The sequence below is a fragment of the Hominisplanchenecus faecis genome (assembly GCF_020687205.1).
GTDB lineage: Bacteria > Bacillota > Clostridia > Lachnospirales > Lachnospiraceae > Hominisplanchenecus > Hominisplanchenecus faecis.
In genome coordinates this window covers 1-20,586 of the sequence record NZ_JAJEQE010000056.1, presented here as the reverse complement: position 1 = coordinate 20,586, position 20,586 = coordinate 1, and the positions used below count along the sequence as shown (strand labels likewise).

Below are 20,586 nucleotides of genomic sequence, written 5' to 3'. Positions count from 1 at the left end.
ATCGGGGCGGGTCATTAAGCCATAAAACCACTCCTGTGCAAGCACATCGTGGTTTCAGGCTTTTGACCCTGGCATCTATAGAATTGCGAAAGTTAGTTTTTAATGGAGCAATTTGCAGGAATCAGTCAGGAATGAAAGATTAAAAAAAGAAAACAGGAGGAAGATATGAGAAAACGAATTGCAGCAGGACTGGTACAGGTTACTGAAGAGAACCAGAGTAATTTTCATTTAAACGGAGATTATGCCGGATATTATGCGATCGCAGACAAAGAAGATCTACAGGCGTTTGCGGCGAAGGTCAATGCCGGAGAGAACGCTGTCAATGCAGTGCTGACGGCAGACATTGATATGACAGGTGAAGACTGGACACCGATCGGAGATACAAATGACGGTTATACAGGAACCTTTGACGGAAACGGACATAAGATCAGCAAGCTGGTCTGCGAGCGGACAGGAGATAAACAGGTATCAGGCTTGTTTGCACAGCTGAAGGAGAACAGCGTTGTCAAAAATCTTGGCATGGAAGATGGCGTGTTCACATCGTCAACGAGTACGGCCGGAGCAGTTGCAGCAAAAAGCAATCTTGGAAAAGTGATCAACTGCTGGAACAGCGGAAAAGTAACCGCACATGATTACGCAGGCGGCATTGTAGGAAGTTCTCAGGGCTGGATCGAATCATGCAAAAACAGCGGAGCGATAAAAGCAACGTGGGGCTATGGACGCAGCGGAGGCATCGCCGGAGAGCAGGTCTGCGACAGAAACAGTTCTGGACAGTATGTGAGAACTTATATCAAATATTGTTATAATACCGGAACAGCAGATGCATATTATGCCGGCGGGATCGTTGGTTATCAAGGCTATAGAAATAATGAAGCCTGTGATATCATCTCCTGCTGGAGCGATGCAGCCATGACAGGAAGTATAACAGGTGGAATCGCAGGAAGTCTGGCTAGGGGGGATACAATCCAGAACTGTGTTTTTAATACCGACCGCTTTAAGGGAGGGGTCTATAATAAAAATCAAAATGGAAGTGTCAAAGATTCAGAAGGGATGACAAGTGCAGAGTTTGCATCCGGAAAGGCAGCCTGGGTATTAAATGGAAAGGATAATTCACTGGTTTCGCAGGCAAAGTGGTTTCAGAATCTTGAAGAAAATCCAGATGCTTATCCGGTAATGGATGGCACACATGGAAAGGTTTATTATCTGGAGAAAAGCAACACTTACAGCAATCATCCGGAAAGTATAGCAAAAAATGAGATTTTGCTGGTATCCGGTACACAGATGGTGAAAACAAGCGACAATCTGTCTCAAACAAAGCCATTATCTCTGAAGAAGGACGAAGTTTTCAGTTGGAAAGGGGACGGACAGATAATAGTCGGCTATTATCTGGATGAAAAGGCACAGATACCGACCACAGCACAAAACAGCGGAGCGGTTGAAAAAGCTGGAGCACCGGCTCTGCCGGGGCAATATTATGTAAAAGTTACGGCTCTGGAAGTGAAAGATTTTTATCAGGAAACTTCAGAAATTTTTTCCTATCAGATCAACTTTGATGCCAGAATTCGGATGCAAAGAATTGCGGACAGCGAGAGCATAGATTATGCATATACGGGAAATCCGCGGGAACTGTCATTGGAAAAAGGAAGAAAGATCACCTGGAGCTGCAGGGAAACACCGACATCCATAAAGACCACGTATTATAAAAGCAAGGATGGAGTGCTGACAAATGCAGAAAATGCCGGTGCACTTACCGAAGGCGGGGCACCGGCTGCTAAAGGCGATTACTATGTAAAAGCAGAACTGACATTCCGTGAAAAATACAAATCAGAATCGGATTATCTGTTATATAAAATTTCGGATGGGGAAATTGAGGTAACCATGGATGGAGATTCCGAACCATATGTTACTTTGGCAGAAGCATTTCGTGATACAGAGAGAAAAACAGCACAGATGAAGCTGTTGAAGAATATTGAACTAAAAGAGGGAGTGGAGGTAAACAGCGGAAATCTGATCCTGGATCTGAACGGATATCGTCTGCAAAGTTTGAGAAAGATTTTGTTGAATCCGGATGTTTCTCTTAAAATCACGGACAGCAGTGAAACGCAGACGGGTGTATTTTCCGGCGAATTAAGAGTAGAAAGTAAGAATATAGAGTTTGCCGGTGGAATTTATGAAAATCAGTCGGACAACTATGTTATGCATAACAGTGGGAAAATCAAGGTGAGCGGTGGAAAATTCGAGCGTATTTCAAAAGCATGGGCAGAACTTGGAGAAGAACGTTGCCTGGTGGATAATGAGACAAATGAGAAGCAGCCTTATGCCGAGGCAAGTTGTACAAATGTGCATGTCGAGGTATGTAAGGAACATGATTATGAACAGGATTTACAGTACTGTACGTGGTGCCACAAGAGAAAGCCGGACTTCCAGGGTTATATCCGGATTACGGTAAATGGAGAAGAAACTTATGTAAATACACTGAAAGAAGCATTCGAATACGCAAATGGAAAAGAAGCAGAGATTACCCTTATGCAGTCCATGGAAAATACGGACAATCTTCCTGCTCTGACACGCGGGAAAATATCGCTGGATTTAAATCAAAAATCCCTGACAGAGAAAAACGCTAGCCTAATCAACATACGCGGAGCAGAGGTTACGGTAAAAAACGGAACCTGTGATATACCAATAATACGGGAGCAAGGAAAACTGAAAATAGAAAGCGGCAATTTTCAAATACTCAAGGATCAAAGTAGTTTTCGAAACAGTACGGAAATTACCGGTGGAAATTTCCAGAACATCATATCAAATTCAGGCAGTGCAGAAGATATGCTTCCGCAGGGTTATGCGTTTTACAGTACAGAAGCTGGACGCTTTCTGAGCAGAGAAGAAGTACTTGCCAATACTACTCTGCAAAAGGTTGAGGTTCGAAATACAGGCATGAGCTGCGAGACACTTCCGCAGATTTCCGGAATTGCAGATCAGACGCTGCAGAAGTATACCTTGATTTCGGGCGTGGTCAGGGCAGATACCGGAAATGGAGAAAGTACACTGCTGGAAGGAACCTGGAGTTTTAAGGAGGAAGAAAATCTGGAAGTGATACCGAAAGCTGGAGAAACAATGACATGCGATCTTATTTTTACACCGGAAGATGATAATTATCCTTATTATAAAGTAAAAGGTGTAGAAGTTCATGTTGAGAAAAAGACCCCGCAGCAGGCTGCATTTCATGAATCGGCAAGTTATATTTATATAAAAGGTTCTGATTTGCTATATGTAGATCTGCAGGCAAAACTTCCGGCGGACAAAAAGGGAGATCGTTATTCCTGTTCTGTAACAGGGGATGAGCAGATTTTTTTAAGTTATATGCTTAGGCAGACTGGAGAGTTATCTTATCAAGTGAATGACTTTATAGACAGGAGCATGATTGGAAAAACGGTTACGCTCCATGTAACGATAGAAATGGAAAATTATACGGATGTTTCTTATGACTTAACGGTCACACTGACAGACCGGAAAAAGGTTGTCCTGAAAGAAGGCAGTGAGGTAAAAGTTTTACAGGATCAGAAGCTTACTTACGGGGGAACATTATCCGATCTGAAACTGAATCTGGAAGGGGAAGAACAGGCAGTCTTTGTTGAGCAGGGAACCGACAAGCAGGTTCAGGGAAGTCTTGTATGGAACTTCCCCACACAAAGACCGGATACATCCGTGACAAGTGCAAAATGGATCTTTACACCGTATGATATAGCGTATGTAGATGCAGTAGGAAGCACAGCGATTACCGTAGAGCCAAAAGAACTGAAAGTCTTAGCGGCAACGGCAGATGATAAAGTATATGACGGAACCGCGGATGTCAGCTTCAGTGATATTGTTCTTGAGGGCATTGAAGAAGGAGATGAAGTTTCGGCAGACATCGGAACGATCCGCGGGACTTTGAAAGATGTAAAAGCGGGAAATTATACTTCGGTAACTTTGCCAGAGCTGAGATTAACCGGAAAAGACAAGGAGAATTATATTCTTGTGCAGCCGACAGACGAAATTCCTCTGACAAAAGCGGTGAATGTGGCAAAAAGCAGTGGGCTTCAGATCGAAGAACAGAATAAAAGTTACTTATATTTAAAGAATCAGGAAGAGCGGATAAATCTCAGGGAAATCCTACCGGTGGACTGCGGGAATGCACAGTATGCTGCACCGGAGATGACCGGAAACATGGAATATATCACAGAACCGAGCATAGCAGACGATATATTATCTTATACAGTGAAGCAGGGGGCACTGGACAGGAAAGGAAAGATCCAGATCAAAGTTACGACTGAGAACTATGAGGACTTTGTGATCACCTTCAATCTGGAATGTAATGACCAGATACCGGTCAGATTACAGGAAGGAACAGAAGTAACCCTGAAAAAAGATAGGCTTACTTACGGTGGTCTTTTGTCAGCACTGGAGTTTTCGGAAGCAGAATTTGTGGACGGAGAAGGAAATACAGTGGAAGGAACGCTTGCGTGGAAAGATGCCACACAAAGACCGGATACATCCGTGACAAGTGCAGAATGGATCTTTATGCCATCTGATGAGGCATATGCAAATGCAGAAGGCAGCACAGCGATCAAAGTAAATGCAAAAGAACTTACGGTAACAAAGGCGACCGCCAGAAACAGGAAATATGATGGCACAAATCAGGTTTCCATCACAGAAGTGCTGCTAAACGGTATGCTGGAAGGCGATGAAGTGAGCGTAGATCTGACGGATCTGTATGGAACGTTAAAAGATAAAAAAGCAGGCGAATATACTTCGGTAACATTATCGGTACTGACGCTTGCCGGAAAAGACAAAGCAAATTACAGGCTGCTACAGCCAGTCACAGAAATCCCTCTGACAAAAGCAGTGACGATCGAGACACAGGATACAACGGAAACGCCGGATACAAAGGAAACACCGGAAACACCGGAAACGCCGGAAACACCGGAAACGCCGGAAACACCGGAGACAAAGGAAACGCCGGAGACACCACAAAAACCGTCAGATCCAGGCACAAAACCGGGAACCTCTGAACCGATACAGAAACCATCGAAACCAGAATATCTGAAAAAAGGAACAAAGTTCATAGGACCGGACAAAAATCAGTATAAAGTAACCTGTGCGGACGGAAAAACATTTACAGTGGCATATCTGAAACCGAAAAAGGGTGTCAAAGGCACGGTAAACATACCGGACAGCATTACCGTAAACCATGTTACTTATAAAGTCACAGAGATTGCAGCGAATGCTTTTAAGAATCAGAAAAAAATCCGAAAAGTGGTGATCCCGTCAGGCGTGAGCAGGATCGGAAAGAAAGCATTTTATGGCTGCAAGAATCTGAAAAATATCACGATCAAAACGACAAAACTGACGAAGAAAAGAGTAGGAAGCAAGGCATTTTTCGGCATCCATGCGAAAGCAGCCATTAAAGTGCCGAAGAAAAAACTCTCTGCTTACAGGAAGATGCTGAAAGCACGCGGAGTCACAAAAAAAGAAAAAGTACAGGCGATCAAGGTAAAATCTAAAAAAGCATAAGATAAAAAGACTTGGGCAGTGAGTGCCGGAGAGGATTTCTGGTACTCACAAATGCCCGGAAAGGATTGGAACTATGCAGGGAGCAGAAAATACAGAAAAACAGCAACTCTCCGCTCCACTTAGAGTGCGTATGTGGGAATACCGTATTATCAGTGTGATCGTTTGTGCATTTTCTTTCTGGATCGCATCAAAAGGGAACTGGAATAAGATCCCGGTCAGCATAGCAACGGTTGTCCTGATCATTGGTATTGCAATCTGGATGCTGGGATCGCCGGATGATTATAACGGTTCAACGGATATCTGCAGTATGATCGCCATGGATTGTCCGAGAAAGATTGAAGAATTTTATGAAGCCTACAAAGATGTCCGTACGCCGCTTGGCTCCGGTTATCTTGTTCAGTTTTACACGATGAGACAGCCGGCTCTGATGTTCGGACCGGATAAGAACGGAGATTTTCTCTATTTCTGGCTTTCAAAAGACGGGAATATCGGTTATCTTGGCTATTCGTTCATGACCAGTATGATAAAGGGAAAATATAATGATCCGATATTTCCGGCAGAAGAGGATTTTGGCGATAATACAGCAAAATATGTCTGCTATCAGTCGGATGTACTTCTGATGCAGAAGCAACTGAGGGAGAGCCTGGAGCATTTTGTGAAAACAAAACAGGTTTTGGAAATTCCGCAGTCCCACCCATCGGAAGTCTATACTTTTACGGAGGATTTTAAACTGACCGGTCAGCATTTTGATCTCTGTGACAACGAAGGAAACCGTGTTTTCGAAATCGAAGGAACGGCTCCGCTGCGTACACTTTCTGTTTATGACAATCAGCATAACGAGATCTTTAAAATGACCAAGAAGATCGTAAGCGTACTGCCGACCTATCAGTTTTATTACCGGGGGGAGCTTTACGGCACGCTGGAGAAAAAATTTGTGCTGGTCAAAGATAAGTTTGAGATGAAAGTCAAAGAAGGAAAACTGGAACTGACGGAATACGCCGGTTCGATCGGCCATAATTTCTGCGTGACCTTAAATGGTAAAACGCTGGGAACAATCCTGGACAACCTGGATCTGAAAATGGAAAATATCGTCTTTGACAATGCAGTGATCATTGCATATGAAGAAAAATATCTTCCGCTGCTTGCGGCAATGGCGGTGATGGCAGCACGTGAGCTTGCCCGGGATCGCAGTTAGGAGGTGTGAATGAAAGAAAAAGCAAAGATAAGAAAAGCGGTGTATATCGCAGTGATGTGGTGTATTCTGGCAAGTGTTCTTTTGGGATGCAGAAAATCTAATGTCGAGTCCTATGCATCTGCAGAGGAAGCAAAGCAGGCAATGAGTCAGTGCCGGACATTTCTGGTAGAAGGAGATCTGGATGAGGTCAACCAGGAGGGGAATATCCTTGCGGACGGGAAAATAGCCGGGCGGTTAAAAGAAACAGGTATTCTCAATACGAAATGGACGGTATCGGTCGATGGAAAAACCTGGTTTTGGATGAAATTTGTGACTGATGAGCCGATCAATAACATCGATGGCGTGATTGCCGGGACAACCTATGGTTATTATGATGAAAACAATCAGTGCCTTGGCTATGCACAGAAGCGGTTGTTCGAGAACAAAAATCTGGAACGTGAATATTATCTCGTATTTATGGATGCAGACGGAAATCTCAAAGATTATCTGGCAGAAGAACGCGGAGAGGAACTTTACGATTACAAGGGCAATCAGATCGGCAGCGGAAAAGCAGAACTCAAGGGTTATATTGGGGAGAAATGCTATTTCGAAATTGATACCGAAACGGGTGTATCTGTGGATGCAGTGGATAAAATGGCAATGTATCTCCAACTGTTTAGTAAATTTAATGAAACGGCAGGAGATTAAATGGTGGTAAAAAACAATTCTTACGGTGTAAAAAACCATGGAGATGCGATTGATGCTTGAATTTATGCAGGTTTGCTATTATAATCATCAGTGATTTAGAGAAGTAAACTTTATCACACACCCGCTTATACTATTTTATGATGCCAGGGTCAAAAGCCTGAAACCACGATGTGCTTGCACAAGAGTGGTTTTATGGCTTAATGACCCGCCCCGATATGAGCATAAAAGTGGAGCGTAAGCTTCACGATATGCGAATATTGGGTAGAATTGTGAGAGTACGAAGTACGGAACAATTCGTATGGCATCTTTTGACCCCAACATTATTTTATACATTTAAGGAGGAATCTACTATGATTACCTGGAACAACCTGGATACACTGGAAGCATTTAAAAATCTTTCAAAGGCAGAGCGTGTAAATATCGCAGAGGCAATGTCTGGAGAAAACGGTGCAGAACGTGTGAAAACATACAGCACACCGATGGCAGAAGGCCTTGCGTATAATTATGCTGCAAAGCAGGTAGATGACAAACTGCTGGAAGATCTGCAGAAACTGGCAGATGAAGCACAGCTGACTGAAAAATTCGAAGCACTTTACAATGGTGAAGTTATTAACACCGGAGAGAAGAGAATGGTTCTTCATCACCTGACACGCGGTCAGCTCGGTGAGGCTGTAAACGCTGACGGCACAGACAAACGTGCTTTCTATAAAGAACAGCAGCAGAAGATCGCAGATTTTGCAAACAAAGTACATGCCGGAGAGATCACAAATGCAGCAGGTGAGAAATTTACAACCGTTGTTCAGATCGGTATCGGCGGCAGTGACCTCGGACCTCGTGCAATGTATCTGGCACTGGAAAACTGGGCAAAGAAAAACGATACCTTCAAGATGGAAGCAAAATTCATCAGCAACGTAGACCCGGATGATGCAGCAGCAGTTCTGTATGGTATCGACGTAGCACATTCTATCTTTATCCTGGTTTCCAAATCCGGTACAACACTGGAAACACTGACCAACGAGTCCTTCGTAAAAGATGCCCTGAAAAACGCAGGACTGGATGCTTCCAAACATATGATCGCAGTAACCAGCGAGACATCTCCACTGGCAAAGAGCGACGACTATCTGGCAGCATTCTTTATGGATGATTACATCGGCGGACGTTATTCATCCACATCCGCAGTAGGCGGAGCCGTATTATCCCTGGCATTCGGACCGGAAGTATTTGAAAGATTCTTAAACGGTGCAGCAGAAGAGGACAGACTCGGAACAGAAAAAGACATCAGAAAGAATCCGGCAATGCTGGATGCACTGATCGGCGTTTATGAGCGTAACGTACTGGGCTATCCAAGCACAGCAGTACTGCCATACTCACAGGCACTGAGCCGTTTCCCGGCACATCTGCAGCAGCTTGACATGGAGTCCAACGGTAAATGCGTAAACCGTTTCGGTGAGAGACTTGACTATGTAACCGGACCGGTTATCTTCGGTGAACCGGGAACAAACGGACAGCATTCCTTCTACCAGCTGCTCCATCAGGGAACAGACATCATCCCACTGCAGTTCGTAGGCTTCAAGAATAACCAGATGAACACGGACGTAGTGATCCAGGGCAGCACAAGCCAGCAGAAACTGTGTGCAAACGTGGCAGCTCAGATCGTAGCATTTGCATGCGGAAAAGAAGACGAAAACCGCAACAAAAACTTTGAAGGCGGACGCCCGTCCAGCATCATCATTGGTGAACAGCTGAACCCGGAAACACTGGGAGCACTGCTTTCACACTTCGAAAACAAAGTCATGTTCCAGGGCTTCGTATGGAACGTAAACAGCTTCGACCAGGAAGGTGTACAGCTCGGTAAAGTACTGGCAAAACGCGTACTGGCCCACGAGACAGACGGAGCACTGAAAGTACTCAGTGATCTGATGAATATTTAATCTCAGAATAGAAAGAACCCAAGCGAGAATATTCGCCTGGGTTCTTTTTAGGTGGTGCGAGACCTAAAAGAAATCTTCAACTTGAGAAACTTCTGTAAAATGGTTATAATAAAATTAAAAAATAATTTATGATATAGCAGTTGAAAATGAGGTGATGATATATGCCAAAGACTATGCTGGATTTAATAGAGCAATATGTTGAAGCTGTTAAAAAGATTTATGGCTCACATGTACGACAGATTATTCTATATGGATCCTATGCAAGAGGAGATTTCCGACCGGATTCGGATGTAGATATTATGATTTTACTGGATATGTCTGATCTGGAGTTAAAGGCATATGCACAACAGCTTTCTTATATGACCTATGATTTTAATATGGACAATGATCTGGATATTAAGCCTATTGCAAAAAGTGAAACACATTTTAAAAAGTGGATTGTAAATTATCCGTTTTATTCCAATGTTCATAAAGAAGGGGTAGTTTTATATGAAGCAGCGTAAACCGGAAATTGGTACAAGACAGGATTTGGTTCTATATCGTCTGGAAACGGCGAAAAATGATCTGAAATCTGCAAGAGCGTTATTTGCAATGGAAGACTATCGAGGAGCAAATAACAGAGCATATTAAGCTATCTTTCATGCGATTAATGCCGTATATGCTATTAATGGAAAAGCATATAAAAGACACAAAGATGCTGTGGCGAATTTCAACAAGGATTATGTAAAAACATCTGTATTTCCAAGAAAAATGGGACGAAAAATTGGACAAGCAGAAGAGATTCGGCATGCAAGTGACTATGATGATTTTTATATTGCAAGTAAAGAAGAATCAGAAAAGCAGATCCTAACTGCGGACGAATTTATTATTATGGCAGAAAAATATTGCAGGGAGCAAATGGAAGAGCTTGGTCTTAATTGAAGGATTCCAAAGTGAAAAAGGTGAACTTCAGAAGAGTAACGGTTAAGGAATAGCAAAAATGTAGCATTATCTTGAAAAAACTTATGTAAACTGATTGTAATAAAAATTAAATTCGGCGTGCAATTAAATTGTTGATAGATAAGACTGATAAAGTTGCGAAAAGACGTAGGAGAGATATTAGGAAAAGAAAGAAGATTCCGGAAATGTAATGTTTCTGGAATCTTTTTTTGTGGGAACAATATGCTAATACTAAATTTCGTAGAGTATCCTATTCCACGAAATTAGAAGGGAAAGGGCAGGACAGTCGCTGCATATTCTGACGTTTCAGTTCCATTGTCGGGTGAACATAGCGGTTCATGGTGATATTGACATTGGAATGACCAAGAATCTCACTTAAACTTTTGATATCAAACCCGGCTTCTACGCACCTTGTCGCAAAAGTGTGGCGTAAAGTATGAAAGTTTGTTGTTTCTACCTGTGCAGCGGTCAGTACATATTTAAAATGGTTTTGCATCGTTCGGGGTTCTACATAAGAATCTGAGCCAGTCAGCAGATAACCTTCTTTTTAATGTTATTCCAGCGAAGGGCACATATTTCTCCGATACGAAGTCCTGTGTAGAGGCATATAAGAATTCCTATATTTTTATAGGACATATGTTTGCATAAATATGTACATAATTGTTTTTGCTGATTTATGCTGAAGACACGGAATTCACGGGAAGATTTCTTGATTATGATTTCTTTCCCGGTGCATGGAAGTACGATTTGTGGTATATTGGACATGGTATAAATCTCCTTTGTAAAGATGGTTTCTAGTCAACTCCATTATACCAAAGTGAACAGGTTTATGCCTTTTTTATTGGCTGAAATATTGAATTTTCAAGGTTCAACACACCGATATGGTGTGGGAAGTTTTAGTTATTAACTTTGTTATTGATTCTTATTTTCGGATAAGTGTGTGAATGCCTTGAACCCAGTGGAGATAAATGGTAGTATATCTACAAAGTATTTTCCTGATGTTTGGGGCATTTTTTATGGGAAGGAGGGCTTACATGCGATATTTAAAACTTCCGCTTGGAATGTCTGATTTTGAGGAAATCAGGCAGAACGGTTATTATTATATTGATAAAAGTGGGTTGATTTCGGATCTGTTGGTGAGGAAGGCGGCTAAAGTGACGTTGATCACCAGACCACGCCGCTTTGGAAAGACGCTGGGGATGAGTATGCTGGCTCACTTTTTTGACATTGAAAAAGACAGTAGAGCACTTTTTGAAGGGCTGGAGATTTCAAAGCAGAAGGAACTTTGTGTGCAGTGGATGAATCAGTATCCGGTTATTTTTCTTACATTCAAAAAAGTAGATGGATTAAATTTTAAAAGTGCATATGAAATGCTGGAAGCTACGATAGCAGAATTTTGTCAGAGCCACTCTTTTTTGATGGAGAGTGAGAAAATTGCAAAAGAGCAGAAAGAAGTTTTTCAGAGATTAAAAGAATGTAGAGCATCCGGGACGGAGCTGAAAAACAGCTTGGAATTTCTGGCAAGAATGATGCAGATCCATTATGGAAAACCGGTTATTTTACTGCTGGATGAGTACGATGTGCCGATTGCGAAGGCGAGCAGCAATGGCTATTACAAAGAGATGTTGGAAGTGATGAAAGCAATGCTCGGTTCATCTCTGAAAGATAATCCATCTGTAAAGTTTGCAGTGATCACCGGATGTCTGAAAGTGGCGAAGGAGAGTATTTTTACCGGAACCAATAATTTTGTTTCAGACAGTATTCTTTCTTTTGGGTTCAGTGAATATTTTGGGTTTACCCAAAAAGAAACCGAGAAACTTCTGCTGGATGCGGATGCGGCGGAGTATGCACCGGCGGTCAGAAAATGGTATGATGGTTATCATTTTGGAAATTATGATATTTACTGCCCATGGGATGTGCTGAATTATCTGCACGATCTGCAGGATAATCCACAGGCAAAGCCGGCAAGTTACTGGAAAAATACAAGCGATAATGCGATCATCCGATCTTTTATTGATTATGCCGGAAGCAACATTACCAGAAAAATGGAAACCTTGCTTTCCGGGGGATATATTGTACAGCAGATTGAAGAAAATCTGACATACGATTATCTGCATTCCTCGGAAGAAAATCTGTGGAGCATTTTGTATCTGACTGGTTATCTTACAACAGCACAAAAAGAGGGATGTAAAGAAAACCTGAAAGATGGTGAGTATGCTCTGCAGATTCCAAATGCAGAAGTTATGGAAATTTTTGAATCTACGATCAAAAAATGGTTTGATGATACTGCAAAACTTGAGAACAGACAAAAATTGTTTGATGCTGTGTGGAATGGCAATGATGAACTTTTAACGAATGAGATGACAAGGCTTCTTCGCACCACGATCAGTTACCATGATTATGGAGAAGATTTTTATCATGCATTTCTGGCCGGGATTTTTGCCGGGGCGGGGTATCCGGTAGAATCGAATAAAGAACATGGAGAAGGCAGAAGCGATGTGATTGTTTACAATCCGAGAGAAGCAAAAGTAGCTGTTTTTGAGGCAAAATATGCAAAAAAACTCTGCGATATGGACAAGGCATGCGATATGGCACTTTTGCAGATCAATGAAAGAATGTATGCAGAAGAGTTTGCGGATGACTATGATGAGATTCTGTGCTATGGGATTTCATTCTTCCGGAAACGGTGCAGGGTAAGAAAAAGATAAACAGCAGCTGCAAAATGACTGAATAATTGTGATAAATGAAACAAACAAGACTGGGGGACTACAAGTTGATAAAGATGGATCGTCAGAAGTTTATCCGGCCGGATCGGCAGATGGTTCGGATATCCAGGGAGAAGCTGATCATACCGGAGCGTGAGGCAGCCACACAGCGGATGCTGGCTGGATTGCAGAGGGAAACAAAAACGGCAGATATAGCAAAGACAGAAAAAACAGCAAATGAAAATATAGCAGAAGCTGTAAACGCAGCAAACAAAAATATAGAAAATGCAGTAAATACAGCAGCCACAGAACATCTGCAAACGAAGCAGCCTGAAATAGCAGAGGCAGCGAATAAACCAGAAAACAGCATTGTCTTAGCATGTGAGATCGATGAGGTGATCAACTATGCACTGGTTCACAATGGTGCTTCTGTCGTGCGTGATATCTGCATCAAAAACACATCCGAAACGGAACGGAATGCTCTGCTTTTAAAAATCGCTTCGGACGGTGAGCTGATGGAGGATTTTGTGTGCGGGATCGAGGCACTGCAGACAGGTGAGGAGCTGCATTTTCGAAATCTGGATCTGACATTCCATGTCGGATATCTGGCATCGATCACGGAGAAGTTTTCCGGTCAGCTGACGGTTATGGTTCTGGATGGGGAAACTGTGCTGGCATCAGAAAAGATCAATATCACGGTAATGGCGTTTGATGAGTTCCCGGGATTTCAGTATACGCCGGAGCTTCTGACATCTTTTGCAATGCCGAATCATCCGGCGGTGGTCAGTCTGATCCAGCTGGCATCGAAATATCTGGAGAAATGGACGGGCGATCCTTCTTTGGACGGTTATCAGTCCGGTGATCAGGAGCGTGTCAAAAACATGGCGGCAGCAGCTTATGCGGCGATCCAGCAGAAAAATATTACATATGCATCGACAGCGAGCTTTGAGGCATGCGGGCAGAGAGTCCGCCTGGCGGATGCGGTGCTGGAGCAGCATTTTGGAAACTGCATGGATCTGACGCTGCTCTATACGGCATGTCTGGAAGCGATGGATTTAAATCCGTTCATGGTGGTTGTGGAAGGTCATATTTTTGCCGGTGTCTGGCTGGTGGACGGAGCGTTTGCAGATATTCTGGTGGATGATCCGTCACAGCTTGAGAAACGTATGGCAAAAGGCATTCAGGAGCTTACGGTCGTGGAATGTACGGCGATGTGTTCCGGGCAGAATGTAAGTTTTGACGAAGCAGCAGCCATGGCAAAACGGCGTGTTTCCAATTATGGGAAGTTTTATTTTGCAATCGATGTGAAGCGTGCCAGAAGCAGGGGAATCCGTCCACTTCCAATCCGGGTTCAGACGGCAAACGGGTTTGAGGTTCTGCACGAGGACCGAAAAGAAAAAGAGGTCACAGGTGGATCAGACAGCAAAATCGAGATCTTTGATTTTTCGGACTGTACGGAAAAGGCACAGGTCACAAAACTGACGCAGTGGGAGCGAAAACTTCTGGATCTGAGCCTTCGGAATATGCTGATCAATATGCGTGTCACAAAGAGTGTTGTGCCGGTTTTGTCCGCGGATATCGGAAGTCTTGAGGATGCACTGTTTGACGGGGAAGCGTTTCAGGTGATGCCGCGGCCGGCTGATGTAGGTGTGAATCCGGCAGCAGAAAGTCAGATCGAACTTCTCAACAAACTGGGAGAATTATCAGAATTTATTTCTTTTGAAAGCAAACACAAAAGACTGCATTCCATTTACAGCGAGAAAGATTTAAGCACTTCTCTGACGAAAATGTACCGTTCTGCAAAAGCATCTCTGGAAGAAAATGGAGCGAGCACGTTATATCTGGCACTTGGTATGCTTCGTTGGTTTGAACAGAAAAAGAACGCACAGGCAAGATACGCACCGATCGTTCTGGTACCGATCGACATTATGCGAAAGTCTGCGGGCAGAGGCTATGCGATGCAGATGCGGGATGAGGATTCACAGATCAACATTACGCTTCTGGAGTTTCTGAAGCAGAATTATGAGATCACGATTCCTGGCATGAATCCGCCGCCGCAGGATGAGCATGGAATGGATATGCCGAAGATTTTTGCAATGATCCGAAAAGCGGTGATGAGCATGGAAATGTGGGATGTGCTGGAAGTTGCCGTGATCGGAAACTTTTCTTTTTCGCAGTTTGTGATGTGGAATGATATTCATAACAACCGTGATTTCCTGGAGGGAAACAAGATCGTCCACAGTCTGATCGAAGGAGCTGTGGACTGGGACTGCACGATCCCGGAAGAAGTGGATCAGGAGGAGGCTTATTTACCGGTAACGGCGGATGCTTCTCAGCTGCATGCCATCAATATGGCTGCCGCAGGGGTGAGTTTTGTACTGCACGGACCGCCGGGAACCGGTAAATCGCAGACCATTACAGCATTGATTGCAAATGCACTGACAAAAGGAAAGACAGTTCTTTTTGTGGCAGAAAAAAGAGCTGCACTGGAAGTGGTACAGAAACGTCTGGCGGCACTTGGAATCGATGATTTCTGCCTGAAATTACATTCGAACAAAGCTACGAAAAAGGCAGTTTTAAATCAGCTGCGGCGTGGTCTTGAGATTGACATGGAAGGCACAAAAACAGATTATGAGCAGAGAATTGCGGACATCCATGCGATGCGTACCGAACTGGATGCTTACGCAAAAGCACTACATAAAAAAAGAAATTTCGGAAAGAGTCTGCGTCAGCTGATCGATCTTTACGAAAGTATTCCGGAAACAAGAGAACAGGTACAATTTCCGGTATCGGATATCAAAAATATAACAGAAGGTGATCTGAGCAGTCAGAAAAACCATCTGGAACGTCTGATCTCAGCCGGAAGATCCATCGGTCATCCATATCAGCATCCGCTTGCGGCAGTGAAAAGGGCACAGTACAGTCAGCATCTGAAAACGGAACTGGAGCCGGCGATGCAAAATTATTTGTCTGTACTTGATAACATCCAGGCTCAGATGGCGGATTTTGCCGCCTCTGCCGGAATCAAAAACCCGGTCACAAAGGCAGAATGGAATCAGGTATCCGAACTGATCCGGTGTATGGAAAGTACGGAAAAAATGCCTGCCTTTTTGAGGACAACAGATTCTGTTGAACGTGAATTTTCCGTTCCGGAAGAATATCTGGAAAAACAGGAGAAATTTGAACAGAAAAAGGCAGAAATGCTTTCAAAATGGAACGAAAATTTCTTAAGTCAGGACATGAGTTCTTATCATGCGAAGTACGAAGAAGCAAACAAAAAGGTATTTTTCTTAAAAGGAAAAGCACAGGCGGCACTTGTGGCAGAAATGCAGCTGTTTGCCGCATTTCCGGTGGAGGTCGAGCAGATTCCGCTGTATCTGACGGAGATCACTGCTTATCAGCAGGAAGAGCAGAAAATGGAAGCGGCAGAAGCAGAACTGTCTTATGACTGGAAACAGATCTTGAAAGAACATCTGACAAATGAAGAATTGCAGTTTTATAAAGTACAGATCCAAAATCAGAGAAAGAATATGGTACGTTTTGCCGGAGTACTTCAGGAAATCGAGGCGAGGGGCATTTTAAGTACACTTGTCCGGAAGGGAAAAGCACTCTTTTCTATCTGGAATAGCATGGATGCTGCAGAGCGAAAGGTTGCAGAGCTGCTGGAACTGAAATTTTGCGATGAGAAAGCAGACTGGATTGAGAACAGAAAGGCACTTTGTGGCTGTATTCTGGAAAATGCAGCCGCATTAAAAGACTGGATTGTTTATCAGCAGAATGTAGATTTGTGCCGGAAAAACGGGCTTGCTCCGATCTGTGATGCCTATGAAAAAGGCCTTCCGCATGAAGTGGTATTGAATGTATATCTGCGTTCCATTTACCGGGCGATCATTCTTGGCGTGATCGAATCCGAACCGGTGCTGAACGGATTTACCGGAACCGGTTTTCAGGTTCAGATCGGGCAGTTTAAAAAGCTGGATCAGGAATGTATGCAGCTGACGAAAGAAGAAATGTTTTACCGGCTGTCATCGCAGCTTCCGTCTGTCAGTGATTCGGTGGAAGTCAGCAGAGAACTGAATTATTTAAGAAGGGCGATCAGCAGCAACGGCAGAGGTATTTCCATTCGTCTACTGTTTGAACAGATCCCGCATATTTTGCAGAGACTCTGTCCGTGTATGCTGATGAGTCCGATTTCGGCGGCTCAGTATTTAAAGGCAGAAAATGATCTGTTTGATATTGTGGTATTTGACGAAGCATCGCAGCTTCCGACCTGTAAAGCAGTCGGTACCCTTGCAAGAGGCAAAAATGCAGTGATTGTAGGGGATCCGAATCAGATGCCTCCGACCAGCTTTTTTGCGGGAAATTCGGTGGATGAGGACAATCTGGATATCGAAGATCTGGACAGTATTCTCGATGACTGTCTGGCACTTGGCATGCCGTCCGCACATCTGCACTGGCATTACCGAAGCCGCCATGAGAGCCTGATCGCTTTTTGTAACCGGGAATTTTATGAAAATTCTATGCTTACGTTCCCATCGGTAAATGACCAGCAAAGACGCGTCAGCATGGTAAAAGTGGAAGGCTTTTTTGATCGCGGCAAGAGCCGTGTAAACGAAGGAGAAGCACAGGCGATCGTTGCGGAGATCAAGAAAAGATATGCCGATCCAGAGCGGAAAAAGCAGACGATCGGTGTGGTTACGTTTAACGTTAATCAGCAGACTCTGATCGAGGATCTGCTCCAGGAAGAATATCAGAAAGATTTAAATTTTGATAAATGGGCAAATATGGAAGAAGAGCCGCTGTTTGTCAAAAATCTGGAGAATGTCCAGGGAGATGAGCGTGATGTGATCCTCTTTTCCGTGGCATTCGGACCGGATGCGGAAGGAAAGCTGTCCATGAATTTCGGACCGCTGAACCGGGATGGCGGATGGAAACGTCTGAATGTTGCGGTGTCCCGTGCCCGGTGTGAAATGGTGGTGTTTTCTGTTATGACAGCCGATCAAATCAATTTGAGACGAACAAAAGCAAAAGGCGTAGAATCTCTGAAATATTTCATGGAATTTGCTCAGAATGGAAAGTTGAGGGGAGACTACAGAGAGAATGAAGCAGTTAAAAATCAGGGGATCAAAGCAAAGATCTGCCGTGAACTTGCAGATGCTGGATACGAGTATCAGTTAAATGTCGGCCATTCAAAATTCAAAGTGGATATCGCAGTGATCAATCCGGATCATCCGGAAGAATATCTGCTCGGAATTATGACGGACGGAGATTCTTACTGTCAGTCGGCAAATACGAAAGACCGTGAGGTGGCACAGTTTGAAGTGCTGAAAGGACTTGGATGGAAACTGTATCGCATCTGGACGATGGACTGGTGGGATGATCCGCAAAAGGAGATTACAAAACTTCTCGGAGTGCTTGAACGCACAGGTTGCGAAGCGGATTGTGAATGTCCGCTTTACATGAGAAAGAAGGAAGAACAGTAACAGAAAGGAAGCAAAATGGGAAAAGAAAAGGAAAACAGAAATGGAAAAACAAAAGGAAATGCAATCGCTTTAATGCCGATCGGCGTATTTCTTGTGCTGTATCTGGGGCTTGGTATTTTATTTGAGTATGTGATGAAAATCCCGATGGGATTTTATAATGTACCGATCGTGGTTGCTTTTCTGGCAGCGATCCTGGTTGCCTGTCTGCAGAACCGGGCGGTAAATTTTGAACAGAAACTGGAGATCATGTCTGGCGGCGTGGGTGATAAAAACATCATCACGATGCTGCTGATCTTTCTGGCGGCGGGTTCGTTTGTCGGAGTTGTGGGAAGGGGAAGTGCAGAGAGTGTGGCGTATTGTATGCTCTCCCTGATTCCGGCGAGATATGCAGTGGCGGTATTGTTTGTGGTGGCTTGTTTTGTCTCCGTGGCGATGGGAACATCGGTCGGAACGATCACACTTCTGGTGCCGATCGCATCGGCTGTTTCCGGTGCTTCCGGATTTGACTTGGCATTCTGTGTGGCATCCGTTATGGGCGGAGCAATGTTCGGTGATAATCTTTCTTTTATTTCGGATACGACGATCGCAGCCTGCAACGGGCAGGGCTGTGAGATGAAAGACAAATTCCGGGAGAATTTCTGGATTGCATTTCCGGCAGCAGTCGCAACGCTGATTTTAATCCTGATTCTGTCCTTTCAGACAGAAGTGCAGGGGCAGGTCAGCCAGTCTTATCATCTGGTGCAGGTGATCCCATATGTGCTGGTGCTGATCGGAGGCATTATCGGCATTAATGTCTTTGTGGTGCTTCTGATCGGGATTGTTTCCGGGGCGTTTATCATGCTGGCCGGAGGGCATATCGCACCGGTCGATCTTCTTGCAAACATGGGGAATGGCGTTTCTGGAATGTTTGAAACCTGCATGGTTGCAATCCTGGTGGCGGCAATGTGTGCCCTGATCCGTGAATATGGCGGATTTGATGCTCTGCTTGGCTGGATCCACCGGATTTTCCGTGGTAAACGCGGCGGTCAGCTCGGCATGGGACTGCTGGTCGGTGCGATGGACATTGCCACGGCAAACAATACAGTGGCGATCGTCATGGCAAATCCGATCGCAAAAGAAATGGCACAGGAGTACGGCATCACGCCGAGAAAAGCAGCGTCGATCCTGGATACGTTTTCCTGTATTTTCCAGGGCATCATCCCATACGGTGCCCAGATGCTGGTGGCGATTTCTGCCGTAAATGAACTTGGCGGAGAACTTTCGGCATTTCAGATCATGCCGAGACTCTTCTATCCGATGCTGCTGCTTGTCAGTTCCGTGATTGCAATTCTGTGGAACAGGAAAGAAAAATAAAAAATTTTGCTATCAGTTGTCAAAAGCGACAGTAGAAATCGAGCGGATGGTGATCCGGGTAGAAAATCTGTTTATCGAAAGTTCTTCCCTGGAGCCGACACTTCTGGAGCGGATACGCATGAATCTGGAAAAAATCCCGCAAATGCAGAACGAAGAACCGGAAAAAATCTACAGCTGGTGGAATGATCTGGGCAGCGATTTCATCCGTCTCAATCAGAATTATCAGGATTATATGCGTGAGCTGAACAGTGTGAAAGCGGAGCAGATGATGAAAACGCAGGAATCTCACACAGCAAAAACAAAAAGAAGCAGAACTTCTGGCAGTACAGGAACAGTTAAAACTTACCGACTATGAGAAGATCAAGAGCAGGCTGGATTACTGCATGGAACGTTTGAGCGTGATTCCGCAGGAAAAAGAAGCTTCCGCAAGAAAAAGAGGTGAGCTGGAGAGCGGGAGAAAAATTCTGGAAGAAAAACAGAGAGAAAATCAGAAGATCACCGAAAAACTGCAGGACAAAGAAAGAAATCTGGCTGAAAAAAGTATTTGAAATAAGGCTACCGCAATCCCACTGGCTTTAGACGGTGGGTTAAGGTAGCCAAAAATCAGAAATATAACAGTAGATTTCGGGTGCAATAGAGTAAAACTGCCTAAATTAAAAGGAGTAAAAGCAAAACTGCATAGAAATTTTATCGGACAGATAAAATCGGCAACGATATCACAAGTTCCAAGTGGAAAATAT

At 44.0% G+C, this 20,586-nt stretch carries 13 protein-coding genes and 1 pseudogene; 12 read left to right on the top strand and 2 right to left on the bottom strand.

Annotation, left to right across the window (positions count from 1 at the left end):
* The first annotated feature begins 165 nt into the window (after positions 1–165).
* From LKD42_RS12885 to LKD42_RS12860, 7 genes are all read left to right on the top strand, one after another.
* Positions 166–5,553 carry a YDG domain-containing protein gene (locus LKD42_RS12885; protein ID WP_248835955.1) on the top strand — a complete coding sequence of 1,796 codons (5,388 nt, stop codon included), beginning with the start codon at positions 166–168 and terminating at the stop codon, positions 5,551–5,553.
* A gap of 124 nt (positions 5,554–5,677) precedes the next feature.
* Complete coding sequence (locus tag LKD42_RS12880; RefSeq protein WP_248835954.1) at positions 5,678–6,748, top strand: LURP-one-related family protein; 1,071 nt, start codon at positions 5,678–5,680, stop codon at positions 6,746–6,748.
* Between the two features lie 9 nt (positions 6,749–6,757).
* Positions 6,758–7,435 (top strand): hypothetical protein, encoded by a 678-nt coding sequence (locus LKD42_RS12875; protein WP_248835953.1) that lies wholly within the window; start codon positions 6,758–6,760, stop codon positions 7,433–7,435.
* Positions 7,436–7,785: 350 nt separating this feature from the next.
* Positions 7,786–9,366 carry a glucose-6-phosphate isomerase gene (locus LKD42_RS12870; protein ID WP_248835952.1) on the top strand — a complete coding sequence of 527 codons (1,581 nt, stop codon included), beginning with the start codon at positions 7,786–7,788 and terminating at the stop codon, positions 9,364–9,366.
* Between the two features lie 161 nt (positions 9,367–9,527).
* A complete protein-coding gene (locus LKD42_RS12865) occupies positions 9,528–9,869 on the top strand; it encodes a nucleotidyltransferase domain-containing protein (RefSeq protein ID WP_248835951.1) in 342 nt (113 codons plus the stop codon).
* Positions 9,856–9,996: a hypothetical protein gene (locus tag LKD42_RS15270; protein ID WP_331464897.1), complete on the top strand. Its 141-nt coding sequence runs from the start codon at positions 9,856–9,858 to the stop codon at positions 9,994–9,996. Before LKD42_RS12865 ends, LKD42_RS15270 begins: the two co-directional genes overlap by 14 nt.
* A 3-nt stretch (positions 9,997–9,999) precedes the next feature.
* A complete protein-coding gene (locus tag LKD42_RS12860) occupies positions 10,000–10,287 on the top strand; it encodes a HEPN domain-containing protein (protein ID WP_331464899.1) in 288 nt (95 codons plus the stop codon).
* 268 nt (positions 10,288–10,555) lie between these two features.
* On the opposite strand, the gene LKD42_RS12855 is transcribed toward LKD42_RS12860, so the two are convergent.
* Both LKD42_RS12855 and LKD42_RS15265 read right to left on the bottom strand, forming a co-directional pair.
* Positions 10,556–10,801: a tyrosine-type recombinase/integrase gene (locus tag LKD42_RS12855; protein ID WP_248835950.1), complete on the bottom strand. Its 246-nt coding sequence runs from the start codon at positions 10,799–10,801 to the stop codon at positions 10,556–10,558.
* A gap of 32 nt (positions 10,802–10,833) precedes the next feature.
* Positions 10,834–10,941: a hypothetical protein gene (locus tag LKD42_RS15265; protein WP_331464898.1), complete on the bottom strand. Its 108-nt coding sequence runs from the start codon at positions 10,939–10,941 to the stop codon at positions 10,834–10,836.
* A gap of 398 nt (positions 10,942–11,339) precedes the next feature.
* On the opposite strand from LKD42_RS15265, the gene LKD42_RS12850 reads away from it, so the two are divergent.
* The 5 genes and pseudogenes from LKD42_RS12850 to LKD42_RS12830 all read left to right on the top strand — a co-directional run bounded on the left by LKD42_RS12850 (position 11,340) and on the right by LKD42_RS12830 (position 20,394).
* Positions 11,340–13,013 carry an AAA family ATPase gene (locus tag LKD42_RS12850; RefSeq protein WP_248835949.1) on the top strand — a complete coding sequence of 558 codons (1,674 nt, stop codon included), beginning with the start codon at positions 11,340–11,342 and terminating at the stop codon, positions 13,011–13,013.
* Positions 13,014–13,048: 35 nt separating this feature from the next.
* Positions 13,049–18,493, top strand: coding sequence for an anti-phage protein ProA (locus LKD42_RS12845; protein ID WP_248835948.1), 5,445 nt, complete (start codon positions 13,049–13,051; stop codon positions 18,491–18,493).
* Between the two features lie 15 nt (positions 18,494–18,508).
* Positions 18,509–19,846 (top strand): Na+/H+ antiporter NhaC family protein, encoded by a 1,338-nt coding sequence (locus LKD42_RS12840; protein WP_248835947.1) that lies wholly within the window; start codon positions 18,509–18,511, stop codon positions 19,844–19,846.
* Positions 19,839–20,129: pseudogene (locus LKD42_RS12835) on the top strand (DUF2397 family protein); the annotation flags it as partial. The gene LKD42_RS12840 and the pseudogene LKD42_RS12835, both read left to right, overlap by 8 nt.
* Before the next feature lie 100 nt (positions 20,130–20,229).
* Positions 20,230–20,394: a hypothetical protein gene (locus LKD42_RS12830; protein WP_248835945.1), complete on the top strand. Its 165-nt coding sequence runs from the start codon at positions 20,230–20,232 to the stop codon at positions 20,392–20,394.
* Positions 20,395–20,586: the final 192 nt, after the last annotated feature.